The sequence below is a fragment of the Periweissella beninensis genome, from assembly GCF_016908275.1.
Classification (GTDB): domain Bacteria; phylum Bacillota; class Bacilli; order Lactobacillales; family Lactobacillaceae; genus Periweissella; species Periweissella beninensis.
In genome coordinates this window covers 64,869-85,378 of record NZ_JAFBDN010000002.1, presented here as the reverse complement: position 1 = coordinate 85,378, position 20,510 = coordinate 64,869, and the positions used below count along the sequence as shown (strand labels likewise).

Sequence of the window (20,510 nt, the reverse complement as noted above, 5' to 3'; positions counted from 1 at the left end):
GTAACACACCGATATAAAACTGTGACGGTGTTATATTTAGTTTTAATTTTTTGTGGTAAAGTTATGTTAAATTTAAAACTTAGAGAAATGATAGGCACACTTAATTATGCATAAATTTTTTAATAAAAATTCATTACCATTATGGTTATCTTTTTTATTACCAATCATTATTATGGGAACATATTTTGGTATTCGTGGCATGATGCCATTTGGTAATTCTTCTATTTTAACTGTTGATTTAGGGCAACAATATGTCGATATGTTCGCGTTATATCGTAATACCCTATTACATCACACCTCCACATTCTTCTATTCATTTAGTAACGCCTTAGGTGGTGATATGTTTGGCTTATGGACTTATTATCTAATGAGCCCACTTAATTTAATTCTCCTATTTTTCAAACCAACTAATCTTCCTATAGGTATCCTAATACTAACACTTCTTAAATATGGTTTAACAGGTCTTAGTATGGCCTATAGTTTAAAAAAGCTAAAATGGCAACATGGCTGGCTCTTAACTTCTTTTGGTGTTATATATGCGCTAATGGGATGGATGATTTCTTATGAGTTAAATTTATTATGGTTAGATGCTGCCATCTTATTACCGCTCATTATTCTTGGCTTAGAGTATTTATTTAATATGAAGCGAGTATGGCCATATATTATAAGTCTAACTGCCTTATTTATCATTAACTATTATATGGCATATATGGTCACTATTTTTTTAGTTATATATACAATATGGCGTTTAACATGGGAAACCGGTAGTCTAAAAGACATATTAAAGCAGAGTGGTTTATTTATTAGTAGTTCCCTAATTAGTACATTATTAGCGGCAATCACTCTCTTACCAACCGCTTATGCCCTAACTCAAGGTAAAGGACAATACATGACTGAAAAAATAGGTAATTGGCTTGAGTACAATCCATTACTATTTTTTAGTAAATTTTTTGTCGGTAGTTTTAATTTCGAACAAATGCCTAGTGGTCAACCTAATATTTTCATAGGTAGTTTGGGACTAATCACCGCTATGCTCTTTTTCACAGATAAGCGTCCTAAAGTGATAACTAAAGTCCTTACATTGTTAATTACTTTGTTTTTATTTGCCTCAATGTTTTTGGCACCACTTGACTTATTTTGGCATGGCTTTCAATTCCCAGTATGGTATCCTTATCGATTCAGTTTTATTTGGTCATTTTGGTTATTATGGTTAGGTGCCTATACTTTTAAACCTGAGACGATACAACAAAAAAAACAAATTATTACTATGTTAACTACTTTCATTGTCGTTTTTATCATTGTTGCTTTTACGCTGACTAAGACTAATTTTATGACTTGGCCACAAGTTCTTATTGGTAGTGCTTTTTATCTAATAACTTGTTGTTTAATTATTGCCCCACGTTTTAAATATTGGAGCTGGCTTGTTTTATTACTGGTAATTACTGAAACAGCCACTAATGTTGCTTGGACCCTAAATAACTTTAGTTATCTAACTAAGTCAGAATATCAAACCAATGTTGCTGCTACAACTTCAGCATTAACTACCCTACCAAAAACTAATAATACCTTTTATCGAATTGGCCAAACTTATGAACGAACCAAAGGTGATGCATTTATGCAAGATTATTTTGGTGGTAGTGCATTTAGTTCATCATTTGCAAAAAAAACGAGTGACTTTATGGGTTATATCGGTAATCCCGATGGCGATAATTATGCGGTCTATGCTAATGGAACATTACTAACTGATAATCTTTTGAATTTTAAATATTATCTTGATGCCAAAAATCATTTCTCAACTATTGCCGGTGCTCCTGCTAATATGTTAATTTCACAACGCCCTGATTTAAGAAAGATGCAAGCTTTAAAACAAACATTGGATGTTTCAACGTACCAAAATAACAATGTAATTGGGTTAGGATTTGCCGCTAGTCAAGCAGCAACCAACCTAAAATTCCAATTAAACAATCCCATTCGTAACCAAGAATTACTGTGGAATAAACTTTCTAATAATACTAAAAAGTTGTTTACAGTCCAAAACTTTGATCACGTTACCGGAACAAACACAACGGTTCCAACAACCATTACGGGTGCATATATCACACGCAAAAAAGTTTTAGGAACAACTAGTTTGACACTGTACTTTACACCTAAAACTAACGATTCTTATTATTTAACACTAGGTAGCTCCCTGGTGCCTGATAATGCAACAATCACCTTAAATGGACAAACAATTCATACAAATGATTCATTTAGACATACCATTGTTATTAACGTTGCTGCCAATGCCAAAAATCAACAACAACAACTAAAAATAACTCTGAAAAAAGCGACCCTCTGGCTTCAAAATGTCTCACTATACAAGTTAAATAATACTAGACTTGCACAAGAAACTGCTACTTTGCAACAAAATACTTTAAAAATCACTAAGTTTAACCAACGTACAATTAGTGGTAAAATTACTACTACTGCGCAAAAAAGCTTAATAATGACAAGCATTCCTCAAAGTAAAGGGTGGCATGCGTATGTCGATAATAAAAAGGCTAAAACGGTTACTATTGCTAATATGTTTTTAGCCATTAAAACCTCACCAGGTAAACATACGCTTAAATTAGTATATACACCGCCCTACTTAATTATTGGCACTATCATAACGATAACTACAATATTTATGATTGGTCTTTACTACGTTCTGTTACGGTATTATCAAAAAATAAAATCCCAAAAATAACTATCATAAAAAGGCGGTCTCCAACAATTTAAATAAGTTGTTGGAGACCGCCTTTTTATTTTTAATAATTCATACCCTTTTGAAATTATCATTAAATCCCGTAACGCCCTTTTTTTCAATGGACACTATTGGAAAGCGATACCCTAAGTTAATTGGGTTACGTGCAAATGAGCCACTTTTTTGGGTACCTTTATTATCAAATTTACTATTAATCCAGCTACCATCACTACTACAACAAACTTTTAATTCATCACAATTTTCTAAAAGTTGCGCCAAAGTTTTTTGGTATAAAGCTAATCCTAGGCCATGTTTCAACTCACCTGTAGCTAACAATAAATCATAGCTATCAGGCATTATTTTATTAATTTGGCGCAAATTCTGATTGAAAATTTCGCCTAATTTTTGCCAATTTTCGTCAATTGCTTGATTTATATATGCTGCTAACTCATTACTTGTTCCCCCCCGAATAGGTGTTAAATTAACAAAAATTAATTTGCTATACTCAGGATGACCTATTTCACTAATTAATAAACGCTTAGTAACATTGTCTGTTGTGCGTGTTAAATTTTGTTTGTTATCAAAGCCAGTCCCTGTAGGGTTAAACCCTAATATCACTAAATTTTTTTCAGTGGTACTTAGTTTTTTTTTGATTATCAAGGCATATCTAACAATATTTTGTAGTGCTTGCTGTCTGTCAAAATAACACTGAACCTTAAATGACTTACTTTTCCATTTATATTTAGTTGTTTTCATAACACACCCCCTTAATAAACTTATTTTACAATAGATTTATGAAAGAGTGGTAATAATGTCTTATTACTTAAAAATCAAATAATGATAATTGATTTTCATCAGGTAGATCATCAAGTGCATGTTGTTGTGTCATAAATTCAATTAAGGTATTTGACACCTTACCACGGCGTTTTAAATCTTCCTTGGAAATAAATGCCTGTTCCGCCCGTGCCGCAATAATTTGTTTGGCAACATTATCACCTAATCCCGGTAAAACATTAAACGGTGCCAATAACGTATTATCTTCGATTAACCAAGTCGTTGCATCCGATTTTTCAATATCAACCATTTTAAAAATGATTCCTCGCTCTAACGCTTCATTAGCTAACTCCAATACGGTCATCAATTCTTTATCTTTAGCAGTATTATCGCCTTGTTTATTCAATTCATTAATTGCAGCTTTAACGCTATCCTTACCATTCGCCATTGCTACGACATCAAAATTATCCGCTCGAACTGAAAAATATGCACTATAGTAAAGCATTGGAAAATATACTTTAAAATAAGCAACACGCAATGCCATTAAGACATATGCCGCAGCATGGGCTCGCGGAAACATATATTTTATTTTCAAACAGGAATCAATATACCACTGAGGTACCCCAACTGCGTGCATTTCTTCTTGATATTCAGGTGAAATTCCTTTTCCTTTACGTACTTTTTCCATAATTTGAAAAGCAGATTCGGATTCCATACCATAATTAATTAAGTCAGTCATAATTTTATCCCGCGTTCCAATTACATTGGCAATCGTGGCTGTTCCATCTTTAATTAATTCATCAGCATTCCCTAACCATACATCAGTACCATGTGATAGACCTGAAATTTGTAGTAATTCTGAATAGTTTTTAGGATGTGTTTGCTCCAACATTCCGCGCACAAAACGCGTTCCAAATTCTGGAATACCCAATGTACCAGTTTTAGAATAAATCGCATCTGATGTCACCCCTAATACTTCCGGGCTAGAAAACAAACTCATAACACCAGGGTCATCAGTTGGAATGGTTTGTGGATCAATCCCTGATAAATCCTGTAGCGTCCGAATCATCGTTGGGTCATCATGGCCTAAAATATCAATTTTTAGGATGTTATCATGAATTGAGTGAAAATCAAAATGAGTTGTTTTCCAAGTAGCCGTAACGTCATCAGCAGGATATTGAATTGGCGTAAAGTCATAAATATCCATATAATCAGGTACAACTAAAATTCCTGCTGGGTGTTGTCCAGTAGTCCTCTTAACCCCCGTTGCCCCCTTGGCTAGACGTTCTTCTTCGGCTGAACGTAACTCTATTTCTGCTTCCCGTTCATAAGCCTTTACATATCCATATGCTGTTTTATCAGCTACCGTGCCAATTGTTCCAGCTCGAAAAACATTATTTTCACCAAACATAACTTTTGTATAATTATGTGCAATTGGTTGATAATCACCTGAAAAATTTAGGTCAATATCAGGAACTTTATTTCCCTTAAATCCAAGGAAAGTTTCGAATGGAATATTTTGCCCATCCCCAACCAACGGCGCTTCACAATTAGGACATATTTTATCTGGTAAATCATAGCCAGATTCATATTCTCCCTTCGTAAAAAATTCACTATACTGACATTTTGGGCATCGATAATGTGGCGGTAATGGATTAACCTCAGTGATACCAATAAATGTGGCAACAACAGATGAACCTACCGATCCTCGTGATCCAACCAAATAACCATCTTTATTTGATTTAGCAACTAAACGTTGTGAAATTAAATAAATTACTGAAAAACCATTACCTATAATTGATTTTAATTCCTTTTCAATTCGTTTAGTAACAACATCTGGTAATGTTTGACCATACAGTTGACGGGCTGTTTCATATGTCCGTCGTTCGATTTCCGCTTCAGCACCCTCCATATTTGGCGTATAAAGTTTTTCTTTTAACGGTTTCACCTCTTGAATCGTTGTTGCTAATTTTTTTGGATTGTCAACTACAATTTTTTGTGCTAATTCAGCACCTAAAAACGAAAACTCTGCTAACAATTCATCAGTTGTTTTAAAATGTAAATCAGGTAGGTTAGTTCGATTTAATGGATTGGCCCCCCCTTGTGACTTAACCAAAACTTTACGATAAATTGCATCTTCGGGGTTTAAATAATGCACATCACCAGTTGCAATAACCGGTATTTTTAATTCGTCACCAATTTGGATAATATTTTGAATAATTTCTTCTAATTTACTTTCATTTGCAATCAGTTCACTATCAATTAAACTTTGATAAGCAGCTTTTGGTTGTACCTCTAAATAATCATAAAATTTTGCTTTGGCCTTAGCTTCCGCGTAGCCTTTTTGCATAATCGCTTCAAATATATCACTTGTACTATCAGCACTACCAATAAGTAGCCCCTCACGATAATGTTCTAAAACTGAACGTGGCGTGCGGGGAACTCGATAAAAGTAATTAATATTAGCCTCTGAAATCAGTTTAAATATATTTTTTAAACCAGTTTGATTTTGGGCTAAGATGGTCACATGGTTAGGTCGCGCATGTTTCCATGCTTCTCCTTCGTTCATATACTTATTAAGATCATCATGAAATTCAATCTTGAAACGATCTTTAGCATCCTTTAAGAAAATATCATTTAGTTTACCTGTTGTTTCAGAATCAAATATAGCTCGATGATGGTGCTCTAAAACGACACCAAACTTTTTAGCCAATGTGTTCAGGCGATAACTACGCAAATCAGGATATAAAAACCGTGCTAATGTTAACGTATCAATGACAGGATTATCAATTTTAGCCATGTTATGTCTTCTATAGCCAGTATTCATAAATCCTAAGTCAAAAGTCACATTATGCCCGACTAAAATTGCATCACCATAAAACTGACGAAATTCACGAAACACTTCAGCTTCTGTTTTTGAACCTTGGACCATTGAATCAGTTATGGATGTTAGTTTCGTAGTAGTTTCTGATAAATGAAATCCCGGATCAATAAATTGCTCAAATTCTGCTACAACATTACCTTTCACAACTTTCACAGCTGATAGCTCAATCACTTTATCATAAATTGCCGATAAGCCAGTGGTTTCGACATCAAAAATGACATACTCAGTATCATTATCATGTAACGATATATGTTTTTCATTAATACCAATTTCATTACCATCATTAACTAGATTAGCCTCAACACCGTATATCATTTTAACATTATATTTTTGACTAGCAGCATATGCTTCTGGAAATGCTTGTACGCCAGTTGTATCAGTAATTGCAATTGCAGTATGCCCCCACTGGCTTGCTGTTTTTACATAATCACTAATACTATTAGTTGCATCCATGGTTGACATATTAGAATGTGTATGAAATTCGATCCGCTTATTGCTTTCATCTGCCTTGTCTTGACGACTAGCATGCTCCGTTACTTGAATATCATAAATATTCAAAACTAAATCATGTTGAAATGTATCTTCTTGAATAGAACCTCTGATTTTAACCCACATTCCTGCTTGAATATTTTCAAAAAAGCTTTCATCATTATCATCCCGTGAAAACTTCTTCGCAATATATGAACTAGAATAGTCCGTTATTTTTAATGTTAAAAGTTGTCGTTCGGATCTTAAAATTCGAACTTCTTTATCAAAGATATATCCTTCAACTACAATTGATCGTTCTTCTTGATTAATGTCAATCATTTGTGTAATGGGGCTGTCAGCTGCAATTTTACGTCCTAACGACAAAATACTCCCATTTACTTTTTTTTCGTTTTGCATTTTTTGTTGTGCCTGTTGCACCAAAATACGTTCTTTTTCTTTTTGCTCCGTTTGTAACCTTTGCTGCATTGCATCTTCAATTGTTCGATCTACTTGTACACTAATTTTAAACGGTGCAAAACCCAGTTTTTGATATTCCAACATAATTTGTGGCACGATATTTTTAACCAAATGTTGTCTGGTAATTTCATTTGGCGCATTAAAATTCAAAGTGTTATCAAATACAGTTGGCTTTTGTTGCTGTAATACTTGATTTAAGCCATTTTTGGTAATCCTAGTTAAAATAAACTGCCAATATTTTTGAACTTGTTCTAGACTTATTTTTTCGTCATCGATGAACGTAAAATTATAATCAACCGTTGCAATTTCTTGAAATGTTTGCTGCAGTTGAGTAATAAATTGAATTAATTTATCATACTCAACAAATTTTTCCAATTGAAAGTTAAATTCCCATGTTTTTGATATTTCATGTACAATCACTTTTTCAACTTTTGCATTAGCAAAAGCATTTGCAATTGATGTATTATTCAACTGCAAATGCTGCAATAACTTATCAAATAATTCTTGTTTATCTAAAGCCACTAAATAACCCCTTCTTCTTTACCGATATTCTATAATTTTACACTAATCTCACAAGTATGCCATAAAAATAAAATAGGCGTGTATTCGTCATTAATAATCTAGCTATAGTATCAATGCTAAACAAGGCTGGAGCAAAAAATAATTTTGCTCCAGCCTTGTTTTTTCACCACATTCTTGGTACTTAAAATGTACACCTATTGCTACCTATTTCATGTTTTAGCAACAATACGTGTGTTACCTTAATTTAAGCTAAAATATCATCAATTATTTTTAACTCTTCAACTGATAACTCCATATTATCGCTAAATTTCAAATTATCTAGTAAATGTTCTGTTCGTGATGCACCAATAACAACTGAAGCAACCCTTGAATCACGTAAAAGCCAAGCTAAAGCCATTTGTGACAATTTTTGTCCTCGTTGCTTAGCAAGATCATTTAATTTATTTAATTTAGCTATGACTACATCATTTCCATTTTCCAACATAACTTTGTTAGACCAATGAAGAGGTAAATCACTTGGTATACCATCTAAATACCGATCAGTTAATAGCCCCTCAGCTAATGGGCCATAGGCAACCAATCCTGCCTTCTGTTCTCCAACCGCTTGAACTAATCCTGTCGTTTCAGCTTCGCGGTTTAACATATTATAAGAAACTTGATTACCAATAAAAGGTGTTTTTAATTCAGCAAAAATTTCTGCAATCGCATTAAATTGCTCAGTGGTATAATTTGACACACCCACGTACAAAGCTTTTCCCTGGCGAACTAATAAATCCATGGCCTCTGCAGTTTCTCGCAAATTAGTATTTGGATCCCAACGATGTGCATAAAAAATATCAACATAATCCAAATTCATCCGCTGTAATGAAAGATCCAACGCTTGGACCAATGTTTTCTTTGATGAAAATTCACCAAATGGACCAGGCCACATATGAAACCCAGCTTTTGTCGTAATGACAAGCTCATTTCGATATGGTTTTAAATCTTTGGCATAAACTGCACCAAACGTTTCCTCAGCAGTTCCATTCGATGGACCATAATTTGAAGCATTATCAAATGAAAAGATTCCATTATCAAATGCGTTTAAAATTACTTCTCTTGAATTACTTAATGGCTTTTGATCACCCAAGTTACGCCATAAACCAAAAGATAAACTTGGAAGTATCATTCCTGTGTCTGCGACACGACGATAAGGTAGTTTTTCATAACGATTTTCTGCAGCTGCAAATACCATTGTTAAATTATCCCTTCAAATATAATCATTTATTATTTTAATCTATTGATTTTCTTTAACGAGTTCTTTATCTAGTAATTTAATTAATAATCGCTTACGCGCACGAGGTTGTTCAATGGCACGCTGATATATTTTATGCTTTGCTTCAACACGCTTAAGTTCATTCTTAAAATTTGGATTATTTTCTGCTTGTAAAGCGATATATTCTTCAAATGTCATCTTAAATTCTCCTAAATCTGACTTAATTACATAATTACTACATCATAATTATTTTGACACTATTCATTTTACCAATAAATGTCACAAAAAAATATATATATCAACATTAATTTAATTAACTAAAATTATATTCTGGGCCTACTTCGCTATCATTAACTGTTACTGTCAAATGATAATCACTAAAAAGCCATTCATCTCGTTCATTTACATAATAGCGAATACCATCCTTTTCGACCATAATAATCGGCTCTTTTGGCACATCATCGCGCATTAAAGCCACTGAAAAACCTTTATGAACATTGGTTTTACCATAAGTTTTACCATAAAATCGAATTCCTGCACCAACGGTTACACCCATTTCAGTTTGGAACCACTTACTAGCTTGATCAGTAATAGTTAATTGCATTCGTCTATCCTGCTTTCTTGAACTATTTTGCTTTCTCTCGTTTATTAGTATAGCACAAAGTTTCATTTAAAAATTGCATTTTCACTTGTATCATCCCTTATAGCATGATACATTTATCATGCTATATTTTAATAAAAAGGACGTGAAACAATGGCTGAAGAAAAACAATTTCCAATGACGCAAGAAGGAAAAGAAAAGCTTGAAGCTGAATTAAACAACATGATCACTGTAAAACGTGGTGAAATTACAAAACGTATTCAAATTGCGCGCTCATTCGGGGATCTATCAGAAAATTCAGAATATCAATCTGCTAAGGATGAGCAAGCATTCGTCGAAGGACGTATTAAAACACTTCAAAACATGTTACAATATGCGGTTATTATTGATAGTGATGCAATTGCTAGTGATGAAGTTTCAATTGGTAAAAATGTTACTTTCAAAGAGCTTCCTGATGAAGAACCTGAAACATATGCCATCGTCGGTGCTGTTGAAGCAGATCCTTTGAATGGTAAAATTTCAAATGAATCACCTATAGCCAAAGCACTTAATGGTCATCATGTTAATGATGAAGTTGAAGTGCCATTACCTAATGGGGCCTCAATGAATATCAAAATTTTAGCAGTTGAAACGAACTAAATAGCGCAATTCGTTTTACTTAAAGTAACTTACTAACGTTCATAAAATGGCTTTTTTAAAAAATTACCATTATCAATAAATCGCTATACTAGCTCCTCCATAAATTGGAGGGATGCTTTAACCAATTATTGGAGGGCATGAGTTTGGAACTAAACCAGACTCATACCCTCCAATTTTTTCTTTAAATCACCTATTATTTTAGTACTTTATAAAAGCAGGACTATCGATCTTTAATTCAGTTAACATTTGGTATTACTCTCAATGTACCTCTAATTTTTTAAAATTATACAGCACTCAATTACCACATTGTCTAAACATGGGGTCTTACGACTCATCCTTTGAATAATGCTTTTTTGACAAAAATACATTATAAAACCCCCTTGATTGGATTTACTCCAATTCAAGGGGGTCCGTGCAAATACTCATTTTCATTTAAGAGGTCGTGATGCTCAACCCTTCAACGCGTACATTATTAATGACACTCTTTTAGCTAAAGAAACTTACTTAACTGTATCAAGCAAAATTAATTAAAATTTTGCAAAAGCATCTTCAGCCACTTTTTTCAAAGTGGTTGCTGAATCACTCATTTGCTTAAGTTCTTTTTCTGAAAGTGGTGTTTCAATAACACTAGCTACTCCTTGGTTATTAATAACAGCAGGCGTACCGATATAAATGTCATTCAACCCATATTCACCTTGCATGTATGCACCAACTGGTAATACAGCATTTTCATTACGTAAAATGGCTTTACTAATTCGCATTAAAGCCGTTGCAATACCATAAAAAGTTGCACCTTTACGATTGATAATCTCATATGCTTTATGTGCAGTTTCATATAAAATTTGATCTAAGTCTGCATCAGTAATACCAGCTTCTTCCGCAAATACTTTTACAGGACGGCCGCCAATTGTTGCCTCATCAAAATTCGCAAATTCAGAGTCACCATGTTCACCCAAAATATAAGCATCAACTGAACGTGGATCAACATTGAACTTCTTACCTAAAGCAGCACGTAGCCGAGCTGTATCTAATGATGTTCCTGAACCAAATACACGTGATGTTGGCAAACCAGAAAATTTTTGTGCTGCATATGTTAACACATCAACTGGATTAGCAGCAACTAAAATAATTCCATCAAATCCTGATGCCATTAAAGGATCAATTATTGATTTCATAATTTTCATATTTTTATCAACTAATTCTAAACGAGTTTCACCTGGTTTTTGTGGTGCTCCAGCTGTGATAACTACTAAATCTGCATCGCCAGCATCGTTGTAATCACCACTGTAGATATTCTTTGGTGCAGTGAATGCTTGGGCATCTTCTAAGTCCATCGCATCCCCTTCAGTACGTTCTTTAAACACATCAACAATTACAAATTCCTCTGCTAAACCTTGTTGAGCCATTGCAAATGCATATGATGAACCAACTGCTCCATCACCAACTAAAACTACTTTTTGCCGTTGTAAAGTCATTTTAACTTCCTCCAATTATTATCAAAGACACGACGAATATTGTTCGCCTATTCACTTATATTTATACCATTAATTTCACAAATTAGCTAGCAATAAAATACTAATTTCACAATATACTAATACTTTATCAGTATTTTTAATCTATGTGTAATTCAATCGTTTCATTTAAAGCTAGCGAAACTAAAATCACATGTTTAATTGGCTTTTTCTCAATTTTTTGTAAAGCTGTAGCATACAATTTTAACTGTCCTTGATATTTATCACTTAATGTTTGTATATGACCATCTTTAACAAAATCTGTCTTATAATCAAACAATGTTATCTCGTTCTTTTCATCAAAAAAATAACCGTCCATAATGCCATGAATTAATACACGTTCATCTTGCCCATGATAATCTTCATATAGGTCATGCGCAAACATTAACATACTAAAAGGCTGTTCTCTTTTTAGCCGATCATGATTAGCCTGGATTTTTTGCCCAAATTCACTCATGAAAAAGGCTAAAATATTAGTTTGCTTAATTTTTTGAGCGATTATTGGTTCAATTAATTCATCATTAACTAATTTGGTAATCGTTGCTTGAATATGATCATCATTAATAACTTGTGTTAAATCTAAATTCTGTAACACCAAATGAGTTGCAGTACCAATTATTTGTGCTTGTGAATTGCTATTATTTATCTGCTTTTCAATAAAACGTGGCTGGGCTAATGTTTCGGTAACATAGCGATTAGCATGTCCTTTCCCACTTTGATCGATTACTAATTTATCGAACCCCTGATCATCAGGATCCTCAAATAAGCGTTTAACTTCACTAACACTTTGATAGGCTGTCGTTTTTACTGCACTAGGATATTCATATTCATAATTAAGAATGGCTTTTAACGAATTAAACTCTATCTGATATTGTTCATTTGAACTTGCCTTAATTGGCATTGCTTTTTTCTGTAAATTTTCCTGTTGATTCACAATAACATCCGTTTGATCATAAAATGATACAGAAAAATCAATATTGCTAGTTTTAAAGAAATTAACAACTTCTAAGCTTAATACATCAACCGGTTCTTCAATTAATTCATCATATAGCTTTTGATCACGAATTATACTTTGACCTAGCCAATCCATAAAATTATTAGTTGCTAGACGCCTATTTGTTCTTAAAATTACGGTATTTTCTACTAAGGCTTTTTGCCAACGCGCAACCGCCATTTTTTTAGAATTATAACTACCAACAATATATAATTGTTGCTTAGCCCGTGTTAATGCAACATATAATACACGTAATTGTTCCGCCCAATTTTTTATACGAGCTTGTCGCCTAAAAAATGCCTGTTGAGGTAATTCAATTAATAACCTACTAGTTATATCAAAATATGGCATTGCGATACCAGTATCATTCATTAATAATGTATTTCTTAAATCTAATTCATTAAATTTATGAGTGGCATCAGCTAAAAATACAATTGGATACTCTAAACCCTTAGATCCATGTATTGTCATAACTTGAACCGCATTTTCTGTAATGCTTGCCGCAGCTGCACCTAAATCTTTATCTTTTTTTTGTAGTTGTTCGATGTACTTAATAAAACTAAACAGGCCAATGTAACTACTATTTTCGTAACTTTGTGCTCTTTGATACAAGGCATGTAAATTTGCTCGTCGTTGTTCACCTGCTGGCAGTGCACCAACATATTCTAAATAGTCCGTGTCTTCATAAATTGCCCAAATCAATTCTACTAGTCGATTTTGTTTTGCAATTTTACGCCACTTATCTAACTGGGCTAATAAATTTACTAATTTTCGATAAACAATTTTTTCGCGTTGTTCATCAATAATAATCCACGTTTGATCTAAATAGCGTTCAATAAATGTTTTAATGGCCCGATAATAATTTTCTTGTCGATTTGCTAGTCTAATCAAGGCTAAATCATTTTCATCAAAGCCCACAATTGGTGATTTTAAAACTGCAACCAAGGGAATGTCTTGATATGGATTATCCAAAATTTCAAATAAACTTAGCATGGTACTTACTTCCGTTGTTTGAAAATAATTATCAGTATCATTAACAACAACTGGAATATTAGCAGTCTTAAAAACATCTAATAAAACCATATTTATATTACGTGTTGGTTCTAAAATGACAATATCTGACCATTGAATTTCACGAAAGACACCTTGATCTCGATCATAGATTTTCTGATTAGCTTTTAACGCCTTAATTTTTTTGGCAATTAAGGCAAGCTGTCCGTGTATCTTATTTGGTTGTGCCTCTTGTGCTTCGGTCTCTTCTAAATTTAGTTCATCTACTTGATCATCCGTATATACTAATAATTCAACTGTTTGTGTCGTTTCATTGGGATAATCCTTTGCTCCGGCAATTAATTTTGCTGGCCCACGATATTCAATATCGCCAACTTTTTCATCCATTAATTGACTAAATATCAAATTAATAAAGTCAATCACATTATTAGTAGAGCGAAAATTTTCAGCAAGAACAATAAGTTCATTGGCCTTATGATCATTTTTACCGTATGATTTAAATTTTTTGGTAAATAAACTGGGATCTGCCAATCTAAAGCCATAAATTGATTGCTTAACATCACCAACCATAAACATATTATGGCCATTACTTAAGCTTGTTAGTAAAGTTTCTTGTAACGGATTAATGTCTTGGTATTCATCAACCATTATTTCACGATATTGACTTTGAATAGTAGCAGCAATGGTTGGTACTTTCACAATTGCTAACGCTAAATGCTCTAAATCACTAAAGTCTAGCAACTGTTTTTGCCTTTTAATTGTAGTAAATTTAGTAGCAAATTGACTTGTTATCATAACCAAATGATCCACTTGATCTGCCATTTTTGTCATAATTGCTTGCAAATTAACTTCATTTAGTAAAAAGTAATTATCTTTAAGTTCATTTATCGTGTCTTTAACTTCCGCACGAATATCTTTAGCTTCATCAAAAGCACGGCGCAAATCAGGATCTTCCATTTTAACTGCTGATCCTTTAATCCGTTCAAAACTTAATTGATTAATCAAATTACGTAAATTATCCCATGAAGCAGTCAAAATACTATTTTCAATAATTTTTACTTGCGCATACTCTGCTTGTATTTGCTTCAATCTTTTTTTTACATTTTTGTCATCATCATAGTTTGATAAACTTTTGATAGTATTCGCCAACATATCACTTAGCTCAGTAAATTTTTCTAGTAACAATGGTGCTAAATCTTGTTTAAAAAATTTTGATTCGGTAAATATATCAGTCACTACATATTCACTACTTAATTTCGCTAACCATTCATCAAAATTAGGCCGTGCATTTGCAAAATTATATAAGCGTAAAATTGCATTTTTCATCCCATCATCATTTCGATCATTCGCAAATAAGCCTACCAACTGCTTAAACTGATCATCAGTTTGATATAACTGATCAAATAAATCATCTAGAATATCTGATTGTAGTAATTCAACCTCAGCAGTATCTGCTAATAATCTAAATTGGGGATCTAAGTCAATAACATGATAATAATTTTCAATTAATTTCAGGGCATATGCATGTAATGTTGAAATATTGGCCGTTGGTAAAATCAATAATTGTTGCTGTAAGAAAGCAATACGTTGTCTATCCGTAGCTGTAAGTAAGGCTTTTTGTAACGCTTTTTCAATTCGTTCACGCATTTCTTTCGCAGCGGCTTCTGTAAAGGTTACAATTAATAGTTCATCAATACGCATCGGATTTTTATCTGCAATTATTTTTTGAATAACTCGCTCAACAAGAACTGTCGTTTTACCTGAACCTGCTGAAGCTGATACTAAAATATTATGATCTTTTGCTAAAATAGCTTGCGTTTGACTTTTTGTAAATATTGGCACTATTTATTTCGCTCCTTCATCACTATTTTCATTAATTTCTGCCATAATTTTATTAACTACTTCTTCTGGCCTTAATGGTGGTAAATCTTTATAGTTATCGCCTAACATTGCATCAAATTTCATAATCGCTTTATATGGTGAATATTGTAACGCTGTATCTTGATTACTATGTCGAATTGGACGTAATTTAAAATCACCATTCATAATTTGTTGCCCAGTTTTTTGTATAATTGATAAATTGTGTTTTAATAGTAATTCTAAATTTTCATAACTTATTACATCCCCAACTTTGCTAATATCACCATTTTTTTTAATTTTATAATTATAAAAGCGTGCTTGGCCCCGTTCGTTTACTTCATCATCTAAACTCAAAAGATAATCCTTATTGTCAACTAAGATACCACTATATTTAAATAAGTTTGAGCGATAATCCGCGATTAACCCTATTTGATCTGCTGCCAAGACATCTCCTAATACATAACGATTAGGTAAATCTTTTAACCGAATTTTCGGATTTGCGATATGTGCAAAGAATGCTCCACCTATTTTGGGACTTTTTTTAAAATGCTTCGTATTCAACCTAACAACTGATAAATATGTTAATAACTGTAATGCTACACCATAATATGCATCCACATAACTAAACTTTTTTGCACCTGATTTATAATCAATTACCGCGGCGAATAATTCATCATTAACAATTTGTGTATCAATTCGATCAATTTTACCACGAACATTTAACACATGTTTTTCATCTAACGGTAAAATTAATGGTTGCCATCCATCCATACTATTAACACGTCCAAATTGAACCTCAGTAGCAATTGGCTGTGTATTATCAACACGGTTAGCATTAACCACGTTTTGAAAAGTATTATTAAGTGTTAATACTAATTGTTGCGTAATATATGCTAAACGTGGTGAACTTTTTAATATTTTAAATACAGGCTCTTCTAATATTTCATTAGTAACTTGCTCTACTAACTGATGTACGGCTTGATTACTTAACTTGCTAGGATTAATATCTTCTTTAATCACTTTTTTTAATAATTGATCTAAAACTGCATGAAAAAACTGACCAGTATCAGCGGGTTTTAGTTCAAAAACAATTCTTTCTTGTAGCTTTAACCCATAACGCAAATAATACTCATAAGGATTTAAATTATAGGTTTCTAATTGCGAAATTGATGTATTTAATTGATTACCAAATAACTTTTCAACGTATATTGGCTGCAATTGCACAATTTTATTTTCATAATTTAAAGCTGCTTTAATTTGTTGCGCCTTTACATTTTGAGTTAATAAAAATTGCCAACTTTCTTGCCAAATTTTAGGTAATGCTACTTGTTCATTGATACTCTCACGTTGTAAAATTGCTAAATGATTGAGTAGCGTATCCGGTGTACCAATATATTGATTAATGGCTAACGATTCTTGATTATATAGTGACGGATATCCTCGCCAACGTTTAACATTTAAGTCAAATAATTTTTGAATTTGTGCATAGTAAGGTGACATTTTTTGTAATTTATCATCACTATCACTCAGAGGATATGTCAAAATTAATTCATCATTTGCATGTAGCCAACTTAAATATGCTAATAAGGGTTCAATAGCCATTTGTTGTCGACTGGTATCCCGTAAAAAATACGGTAATTCTAAGTCTTCAAAAACTTCCGCAATCGTTTGCCGATCATTATCATTTAATAAAGCATGATTTTGAAGCTGTGCTGGTAAGTTATTTCTAGTCCCCCCTAACATAATTACAATTTTATAGCGATCAAGTTGTACAATTCCAGTTTCAGAAACTTGTACATTATCGATTGCCGCAGGAATACCTGAAAATTTTGCGCCACTAAAACCAGCTAACAAATTATCTAAAAAATCATTTTTTTCAAATTTTTCTGCACCTAAAAGCTCAACACACTCATCTAACGTCATCATTAGCATTTGCCAAACTTCTTCTGGGTACTTTGCTTTAACTAATTCACCATTGTCTAATAGTTCATTTCGCCAATTAATTAATACCTGATCAATTCCAAAATCTAACAACCATTGGTATAGAACATTCACAGCCATTGTAAATGTTGTGGCTAACTTAAGTTTATTTCTAAATGTCTTTAATGCCATCACAATAAATTTTCGTAACTCATTAACTTGCTGCGTTAATAAAAAATTAGCCTCATCAATTTGCCAATCATCATCTTGTCCACTCGTTTTAATTAATTGCCAATCTGCCCCTTCCCAATCCTGTATTTGTGGATTATTAGCTAAAATATAATTTTCCATATTATCTAAAACATCCCGAAAAGTAGTAACCTCAAATGTTTTAGGTACTAATAATTCTGTTTTTAATAACCGCATTAATGGTTGATAACGATAGCCATTATTAAGCTCAAATAATGCTTTAATAAACTCCACTAATGGATGATGCAGCATTTGATAATCTAAATCAGTAAAAATAGGCACTTTATACTTATTAAAAATTGGTTGCAGCATTGTTTGATACTGAGTTAAATCTCGAGTTAAGACTAAAAAATCGCGATAACGTAATTTACCCTTACTTGCGGCCACCTTTTGACGTATAATTCGTGCAACCTGTTCTAATTCAGTTTGTTTATTAACGGCTTGATACATTGTTATACTTGCTTGTGCTACTTTTTTTTCACTATCGGTCGGCTGTTGCTTCTGTGTTGTTCGTTGGTTTTTTATCCAATATTTTTCTAAAAATACTAAACCTTGTTTGATATTACGTTCTTTAGTGACACTTTTGGTTATAACTTTAACACCATTTATTTTAGCAAAGTCAGTTAATTCTTTTTTTAACTTTTTGGGTCTTAAAAAAATATCATTAGCAATCATCGGCAATTCATCGGTTGTTAATCCTATCGTGATATCAATATCTTTACTAATTAGTTCTTCAATAATTTGTCGTTCCTGAATCGTAAATGATGTAAAATTAGCAAAATAAAATTTATAATTACTAATTTCCGCATCTTTTAGCCAATATTTAAATGCATTTAAAATATCTGTATTAGTAAGTAACTTATCAGCCAAAGCACTTTGCAAGCCATCAACTAGCAATAATAAATCATGTAATTTTGCTTTTAATTCATTTTTATGTTTAATTGATGGTAATATTTCATTTAAATTAATTGCTGTAATTTCTGATAACCGTAATTCGCTAATTTGTTGTGCCAATTGTTCAATAAACCCTGGTTTTTGCACTAATCGTTGAAAAATAGTTAATTCATTTTTTTTCTCTCTTAGAACTTTTTTTACTAACATATAAAATCCGGCTGTTCCTAAGCGTTGCCGTTTATATATTTTAGTATTTGCCATGAAGTACCATACTAACCGTGATAACGAAAATACTTGTAATTTATTTTCAGCAATTATTTTCTGCTTTGTAGATGTTAAATCATGATAGGCTGCTAAAACATTTATTTCTGTTTCAAACTTAATATGATTTGGCACAATATAAAAAAAATTCGTTTCTGGTATGTCAGTAGCTAGCTCTTTTATGTTTTTTAATAAAGCAGCTTGATGGTCACTACTTGCTACCCCTGTATAAAATGTTAATGTCATAAATTAGTTACCTCATTTATTTTTAACCCATATAAAAACTCAAGTCATGTTCTTAACCGCTTAGCATGACTTGAGTTTTTTAGCGTGAAAATTTAGTTGTTAACTCATTAAGCAACGTTAAATCTCGATCAAAATATTCAACTATATAACTTTCTGGAGTTACCGTTAATAACGCAAATGTCCCACCATATTTAGCATAAGTTCCTCGCGGTTGACTTATTGATCCAGGATTAATGATCAATAGATCTTCAATTTTTTCCACCCCTAATTGATGCGTATGTCCAAATGTTACAATTTGGGCATTATTTTTTTTAGCAGTTTTAATTAATTCAGCTAGCGTCCAGTTTACATCATATAAATGTCCATGTGTTTGAAAAATGGTAACCTCAGTCCCTACATAAATATTTTTCTTTGCATACTGTGAATCAAAATCCATATTCCCTTTAACAGTTAAAACATTTAAAAATACCGGATCATTTGCGGCCAATTCCGAATCACCGTTATAAAATATTTGCGTACTTCGAACATTAAACGCCTTAAAAATTTTTTTTAAAATTTTTATATCTCCATGGGCATCACTAATAAATAAATATTGCATTAATTAATCCTCATTCCACCATTGATCAAAGGCAAGCATTAATTTTTCAATAGCTCGACTACGATGACTAATTCTATTTTTCTCATTAGCTGTTGCTTGTGCAAAAGTTTTTTCAAGTTCTGGTGAATAAAAGATGGGATCATACCCAAAGCCATTTTTACCTAGTTGTTGCTTCGTAATATAACCTTGTACCTCACCAGAAACAACTAATTGCTTACCATTTGGTTTAACAGCTGCAATAGTTGTATGAAATTTGGCTTTACGATCACTAATTGGTAAATCACCTAATTTAGCTAAAACTTTATCAATATTTGCTTGATCATTATGATCACTAGCATACCTTGCCGAATAAATTCCTGGTTCATTGTGTAGTGCGGCTACCATTAACCCAGAATCATCAGCAATAACTGGTACATCTAATGTCGTCTTAGCGATTGTTTGAGCTTTAATTAATGCATTTTCAGCGAATGAGTTACCATTTTCTACTATCTCAATTTTGGTAGTTAAATCGGTTAAGCCAATAACTGCAATCCCTTTAGGTTCTAAAATTGCCTTAAACTCATTTAATTTACCAACATTATTAGTCGCAATAATAATTTTAGCTGCTTGCATAATATACCT

At 32.6% G+C, this 20,510-nt stretch carries 12 protein-coding genes; 2 read left to right on the top strand and 10 right to left on the bottom strand.

From position 1 onward, the window contains the following. The first annotated feature begins 106 nt into the window (after positions 1 to 106). Positions 107 to 2,728: a YfhO family protein gene (locus JOC59_RS01190; RefSeq protein ID WP_205142970.1), complete on the top strand. Its 2,622-nt coding sequence runs from the start codon at positions 107 to 109 to the stop codon at positions 2,726 to 2,728. Between the two features lie 69 nt (positions 2,729 to 2,797). On the opposite strand, the gene JOC59_RS01185 is transcribed toward JOC59_RS01190, so the two are convergent. The 5 genes from JOC59_RS01185 to JOC59_RS01165 all read right to left on the bottom strand — a co-directional run bounded on the left by JOC59_RS01185 (position 2,798) and on the right by JOC59_RS01165 (position 9,709). After that, positions 2,798 to 3,481, bottom strand: coding sequence for a DUF1643 domain-containing protein (locus JOC59_RS01185; RefSeq protein WP_205142969.1), 684 nt, complete (start codon positions 3,479 to 3,481; stop codon positions 2,798 to 2,800). 67 nt (positions 3,482 to 3,548) lie between these two features. After that, positions 3,549 to 7,850 (bottom strand): PolC-type DNA polymerase III, encoded by a 4,302-nt coding sequence (locus tag JOC59_RS01180; protein ID WP_205142968.1) that lies wholly within the window; start codon positions 7,848 to 7,850, stop codon positions 3,549 to 3,551. 244 nt (positions 7,851 to 8,094) lie between these two features. Further along, the gene (locus tag JOC59_RS01175) at positions 8,095 to 9,084 is read right to left on the bottom strand and encodes an aldo/keto reductase (protein ID WP_205142967.1); all 990 of its coding nucleotides are present in this window, start codon (positions 9,082 to 9,084) and stop codon (positions 8,095 to 8,097) included. A 42-nt stretch (positions 9,085 to 9,126) separates the two neighbouring features. After that, the gene (locus JOC59_RS01170; RefSeq protein WP_205142966.1) at positions 9,127 to 9,303 is read right to left on the bottom strand and encodes a hypothetical protein; all 177 of its coding nucleotides are present in this window, start codon (positions 9,301 to 9,303) and stop codon (positions 9,127 to 9,129) included. A 115-nt stretch (positions 9,304 to 9,418) separates the two neighbouring features. Further along, positions 9,419 to 9,709: a HesB/YadR/YfhF family protein gene (locus tag JOC59_RS01165; protein WP_205142965.1), complete on the bottom strand. Its 291-nt coding sequence runs from the start codon at positions 9,707 to 9,709 to the stop codon at positions 9,419 to 9,421. A gap of 150 nt (positions 9,710 to 9,859) precedes the next feature. Between JOC59_RS01165 and greA the strand changes: the two genes are divergently transcribed. Then, complete coding sequence (greA, locus tag JOC59_RS01160) at positions 9,860 to 10,345, top strand: transcription elongation factor GreA (protein ID WP_205142964.1); 486 nt, start codon at positions 9,860 to 9,862, stop codon at positions 10,343 to 10,345. A 527-nt stretch (positions 10,346 to 10,872) separates the two neighbouring features. Here the strand turns inward: greA and JOC59_RS01155 are convergent. From JOC59_RS01155 to JOC59_RS01135, 5 genes are all read right to left on the bottom strand, one after another. After that, positions 10,873 to 11,820 carry an L-lactate dehydrogenase gene (locus JOC59_RS01155; RefSeq protein ID WP_205142963.1) on the bottom strand — a complete coding sequence of 316 codons (948 nt, stop codon included), beginning with the start codon at positions 11,818 to 11,820 and terminating at the stop codon, positions 10,873 to 10,875. Positions 11,821 to 11,956: 136 nt separating this feature from the next. Continuing rightward, positions 11,957 to 15,703 (bottom strand): helicase-exonuclease AddAB subunit AddA, encoded by a 3,747-nt coding sequence (gene addA, locus JOC59_RS01150; protein WP_205142962.1) that lies wholly within the window; start codon positions 15,701 to 15,703, stop codon positions 11,957 to 11,959. 3 nt (positions 15,704 to 15,706) lie between these two features. Beyond that, positions 15,707 to 19,291: a PD-(D/E)XK nuclease family protein gene (locus JOC59_RS01145; protein ID WP_205142961.1), complete on the bottom strand. Its 3,585-nt coding sequence runs from the start codon at positions 19,289 to 19,291 to the stop codon at positions 15,707 to 15,709. A gap of 79 nt (positions 19,292 to 19,370) precedes the next feature. Beyond that, positions 19,371 to 19,889 (bottom strand): YfcE family phosphodiesterase, encoded by a 519-nt coding sequence (locus tag JOC59_RS01140; protein WP_205142960.1) that lies wholly within the window; start codon positions 19,887 to 19,889, stop codon positions 19,371 to 19,373. Positions 19,890 to 19,892: 3 nt separating this feature from the next. Continuing rightward, a complete protein-coding gene (locus JOC59_RS01135) occupies positions 19,893 to 20,501 on the bottom strand; it encodes an XTP/dITP diphosphatase (protein WP_205142959.1) in 609 nt (202 codons plus the stop codon). Positions 20,502 to 20,510 lie beyond the last annotated feature (9 nt).